This window comes from Pseudomonas sp. FW305-28 (assembly GCF_017351395.1).
Lineage (GTDB): Bacteria > Pseudomonadota > Gammaproteobacteria > Pseudomonadales > Pseudomonadaceae > Aquipseudomonas > Aquipseudomonas fluorescens_AA.
The window spans coordinates 1-4862 of sequence record NZ_JACNDD010000247.1; the positions used below are offsets into that span (position 1 = coordinate 1).

Sequence of the window (4862 nt, forward strand, 5' to 3'; positions counted from 1 at the left end):
GCTCGTGGGGGCGAGCCTGCTCGCGAAAGCGATCTTATGTTATGTTATCCGATTTCGTTTGACAGGAATTCTCATTCCTGCCTTACAGGGACCAACAACCTTCCATCCGAGTAATGCCATGAGCCAATCCCCAAGCATGACGAGCCCGTCCGGCGTCATCGCGCCTGCACTTGCAGCCAGTACCGCCAAAAACCATGTGCGCATGCTCGCCATCGATGCCCTGCGGGGGTTCGTCATGCTGCTGATGCTGGTGGATCATGTTCGCGAGACGTTTCTGTTGCACCGTCAGGTCACCGATCCCATCGATGCGCTGAGCGTGACCCCTGATCTGTATTTCACCCGCCTGCTCAGTACGCTCTGTGCCCCGGTCTTTATCTTCCTCACTGGTTTGTCGGCCTGGCTCTACAGCCAGAAACACAGCGCCGGCCAGACCTCGTTGTTCCTGCTCAAGCGCGGCCTGTTCCTGGTGTTTCTGGAGCTCACCTTCGTGTGTTTCGCCTGGAACGCCGAATTCCCGCCCAAGACCTTGTGGTTGCAAGTGATCTGGTGCATCGGCATCTGCATGATCGTCCTGGCCGCGTTGCTGCACTTCAAGCGCCGTTGGTTGATCGTCCTTGGGGTGGCCATCGTCGCCGGGCACAACCTGCTGGACGGTGTGGTGCTGGGGCCCGATTCTCCGTTTTTCGTGCCGTGGTCGATTCTTCACCAGCGGGCGTTCATCGATATCACCGAGTTCACCCGCGCTCGCACCACGTATCCGGTGCTGCCGTGGATCGGCGTGATCCTGCTGGGATGGGCCATCGGGCCGTGGTTCGGCAAGGACGTCGAGCCCGCCGTACGTTTGCGCCGGCTGTTCACGATGGGTTTGGGCTTGCTGCTGGCCTTCGTGTTCATCCGGTACCTGAATGTGTACGGCGACAAGCCCTGGGTCCAGACTGGCGACGCGCTGCGCACCTTCATGAGCTTCATGAGCGCGACGAAGTACCCGCCGTCGTTGATGTTCCTGATGCCGACCCTGGGAATAGGGCTGATGTTGCTGGCACTCTTTGAAAAAGCCCAGGAGCGGGGAGCCATTGCGCTGTTGGCGGTCTACGGCGGCGCACCGATGTTCTTTTATCTGCTGCACCTATACGTGCTCAAGGCGCTGTACCTGATTGCAGTTGGCGTCTGGGGGACCAACCAGGGGACCTATTTCGGGTTCGATGATTTGCCTATGGTGTGGTTATGGAGTGTGCTGCTGGGTGTGGCGCTGTTTTTCCCGACACGTTGGTTTGCCGGGTTCAAACAGCGTCGTCGTGATATCGCGATCCTCAAGTACTTCTGACCGGAAGGGCCCTGACCCCACGGAAGGCGCCGATCAGGGCCAGTAAAATGCCGTCATTTGGTCGACGTTTTTGCCAAGAATGTAAAAATGCGCTTCGGTCTGTTTATTTCCTTATGTAAACTCCCCCCGCTGCGACAATCGGGCGCGGCTATGCCAGCTCGATAATCACCGTTTCGCAGCGTCCCTCACCCAGCTGAAGCCAAGACCTACAAGAAGTCAGCGCCGGAGAGACATAAACGAGAGGCCGACGAATCTGCTCGGCCCTGTAGGTCCATCCTCCAGTCCGTCTCGATCCCATCCCCCTGGCTTTGCTGGCCGTGGATGTGGTCTATCATTGATCAGGACCGGAGGGCGGAATGGCGTTCCATCCTAGGGATACACACATGTTGAAGAAAACACACACGGCGCTACTGGGCCTGGCGATGGCGATGGGTCTTGCGACCACGCACGCCGCCGAGCCAAAAAAAGTGGATGTCTTGCTCATCGGTGGGGGCATCATGAGCTCGACACTCGGCGTCTGGCTCAATGAGCTGGAGCCGGGCTGGACCATGGAAATGGTCGAGCGCCTGGACGGTGTTGCCGAAGAGAGCTCTAACGGCTGGAACAATGCCGGTACCGGTCACTCTGCGCTGGCTGAACTGAACTACACGCCGGAAGACAAGAACGGCAAGGTCGATATCTCCAAGGCCATCGAAATCAACGAAGCCTTCCAGATCTCCCGCCAGTTCTGGTCCTGGCAGGTCAAGAACGGTGTGCTGAAGAACCCGCGCTCGTTCATCAACTCCACGCCGCACATGAGCTTTTTGTGGGGCGACGAGAACATCGCGTTCCTGAAGAAGCGCTACGAAGCCCTCCAGGCCAGTCCGTTGTTCGCCGGCATGCAGTATTCCGAAGATCGCGAGCAGATCAGCAAGTGGGTTCCGCTGATGATGCAAGGGCGTGACCCGAGCCAGAAAGTCGCGGCCACCTGGAGTCCCCTGGGTACTGACGTGAACTTCGGCGAAATCACTCGTCAATTCGCGGCTTACCTGCAAACCAAGCCGAACTTCTCCCTCAAGCTGTCCAGCGAAGTGGAAGACATCACCCGCAACGAAGACGGCACCTGGCGCGTTTCGTACAAGAACCTGAAAGACGGTACCGAAACCGAGACCGACGCCAAGTTCGTGTTCATCGGCGCCGGTGGCGGTGCGTTGCACCTGCTGCAGAAGTCCGACATCCCGGAAGCGCGTGAATACGCAGGTTTCCCGGTGGGTGGTTCGTTCCTGGTCACCGAAAACCCGACCGTTGCCCAGCTGCACCTGGCGAAGGCGTACGGCAAGGCTTCGGTGGGCGCACCGCCGATGTCGGTTCCACACCTGGACACCCGTGTGCTCGATGGCAAGCGCGTGATCCTGTTTGGCCCGTTCGCAACGTTCTCCACCAAGTTCCTGAAGAACGGCTCGTACTTCGACCTGCTGACCAGCACCACCACCCACAACATGTGGCCGATGACCAAGGTCGGTATCGAACAGTACCCACTGGTCGAATACCTGGCCGGCCAGCTGATGCTGTCGGATGAAGATCGCTTCAACGCCCTGAAAGAGTACTTCCCGGAGGCCAAGCAAGAAGATTGGCGCCTGTGGCAGGCCGGCCAGCGCGTGCAGATCATCAAGCGTGACGAAGAGAAGGGCGGCGTGCTGAAACTCGGCACCGAAGTGGTTGCCTCCCAGGACGGCAGCATCGCCGGCCTGCTGGGTGCTTCGCCTGGCGCCTCGACCGCTGCACCGATCATGCTGACCGTGCTTGAGAAGGTCTTCAAGGACAAGGTCGCCAGCCCGGCCTGGCAGGAAAAACTGCACCAGATCGTGCCGAGCTACGGCACCAAGCTCAACGATAGCCCTGAGCGCGTAGCCCAGGAATGGGCCTACACCAGCGAGGTCCTGCAACTGGACCCGCCACCGGCCATCGGCAAGCCAGGCGCCCCTGCGGCACCGGCCAAGCCGGCGGAAGCCCGTGAAGCCAACCCAGCGGCTGATATGGCGCTGTAAGCCGGACGCTGTCTGGTGAGGTACAAAAACGCCGCTCATTGAGCGGCGTTTTTTTTGGCTCGGTTAACCCTGTGGGAGCGAGCTTGCTCGCGATGGCGCTACACCCACCAATATCAATGCCCCATCCGCGAAAGGTCAGCCCCGTCCTCTGCGCAAACCTGTCGAAACCGCAGATCAAAATCCTCTGCCAACTGCGCCAGGGTAATCGCCCCCAAACGCTTGAGCAGCAATGCCTGGGCCTCATCGAACGCATCCGTCAACGCCGCATTCACCGCTTGTTCCACCAGGCATTGCGGATGATCGGTGGACAGGCCGATGGCGAAGATCGACGTGCTGCCCAAGGCCTGATGGATATCCAGCAAGGTCATCTCCGACAGCGGCTTGCTCAAGGTCCAGCCGCCGCGATGGCCTTTTTCCGACGTGACATAGCCCTTTTCCTTGAGCAAGGCCATGGTCCGACGCACCACCACCGGGTTGGTGCCGAGCATCTGCGCAATGGTATCGGAGGTGGCGGATTGCTGGTGGCGGTCCATGTGGATCAACACATGCAGCATGCGGGACAGGCGGGTGTCGGTTCTCATGATCGTTGCGGTATTCCATGGCGGAGGCGGGTGTGAGTATCGCCTGTAATTGCAAAAGTTACGAGATCGTTGACAGGTGCTTTTCAAGGAACTTACGATGTGTCGTGACCTTGCCGCACCCGTCGAAACCTTTCTTGGAGAATGATCATGCGCTATGACGTCATCATCGCAGGCGGCAGCTACGCCGGTATGTCCGCAGCCTTGCAACTGGCCCGTGCCCGCCGCAAGGTATTGGTGATCGATGCCGGCCAGCGTCGCAATCGCTTCGCGGCCAGCTCCCATGGCTTTCTCGGTCAGGATGGCCGGGCTCCCGGGGACATCGCCGAGGATGCGCGCCGCCAACTGATGGCCTATCCGACCGTTGAATGGGTATCGGGCACCGTGATCAATGCCAACAAGGTGGCGGACGGCTTTACCCTGGCAACGAGCGACGGGCAGTGCTTCGATGCCCGCCGGCTGCTGTTGGCCACCGGTGTGATCGATGAGCTGCCCGACGTGGAAGGGTTGGCGCAGCGCTGGGGCAAGAGCGTGTTTCATTGTCCGTATTGCCATGGCTATGAGCTGGAGCAAGGGCCGATCGGCGTGCTGGCGACCTCGGAAATGTCCTTGCACCATGCGCTGATGCTTCCGGACTGGGGACCGACCACGTTCTTCACACGCGGCGTGTTCGAGCCCGACCCTGAGCAGCGTGCCAGCCTGGAGCGACGCGGAGTCACAATGGTGCCCGAGCACGTCGAGCGCATCGAAGGCGACCGGGCCGACGTGGTGTTGGCCAATGGTCGAGTGGTGAGCATCGAAGGCCTGTTTGTCCTGCCTCGCACCCGCGTCGCCAGTCCGTTGGCCGAGTCCCTGGGATGTGAATTCGAGGACGGGCCGATGGGGGCCTTCATCCAGAGCGACATGACCCGGGAAACCAGCGTGCCAGGGGTG

At 60.1% G+C, this 4862-nt stretch carries 4 protein-coding genes; 3 read left to right on the forward strand and 1 reads right to left on the reverse strand.

The window, feature by feature from the left end; genetic code table 11:
• Positions 1-118: 118 nt before the first annotated feature.
• Entirely contained in the window at positions 119-1324 is a 1206-nt protein-coding gene (locus J4E53_RS29710; RefSeq protein ID WP_259333260.1) for a DUF1624 domain-containing protein, read from the forward strand.
• Positions 1325-1707: 383 nt separating this feature from the next.
• Positions 1708-3351, forward strand: a complete 1644-nt coding sequence (mqo, locus tag J4E53_RS29715; protein ID WP_103310770.1) for a malate dehydrogenase (quinone) — start codon at positions 1708-1710, stop codon at positions 3349-3351.
• A gap of 113 nt (positions 3352-3464) precedes the next feature.
• Here mqo and J4E53_RS29720 read toward each other — a convergent pair whose 3' ends face one another.
• Positions 3465-3932 carry an Rrf2 family transcriptional regulator gene (locus J4E53_RS29720; RefSeq protein WP_060742586.1) on the reverse strand — a complete coding sequence of 156 codons (468 nt, stop codon included), beginning with the start codon at positions 3930-3932 and terminating at the stop codon, positions 3465-3467.
• Between the two features lie 147 nt (positions 3933-4079).
• Here J4E53_RS29720 and J4E53_RS29725 point away from each other — a divergent pair.
• On the forward strand, positions 4080-4862 hold a 783-nt coding region (locus J4E53_RS29725; RefSeq protein WP_207268267.1), incomplete at its 3' end, for an NAD(P)/FAD-dependent oxidoreductase.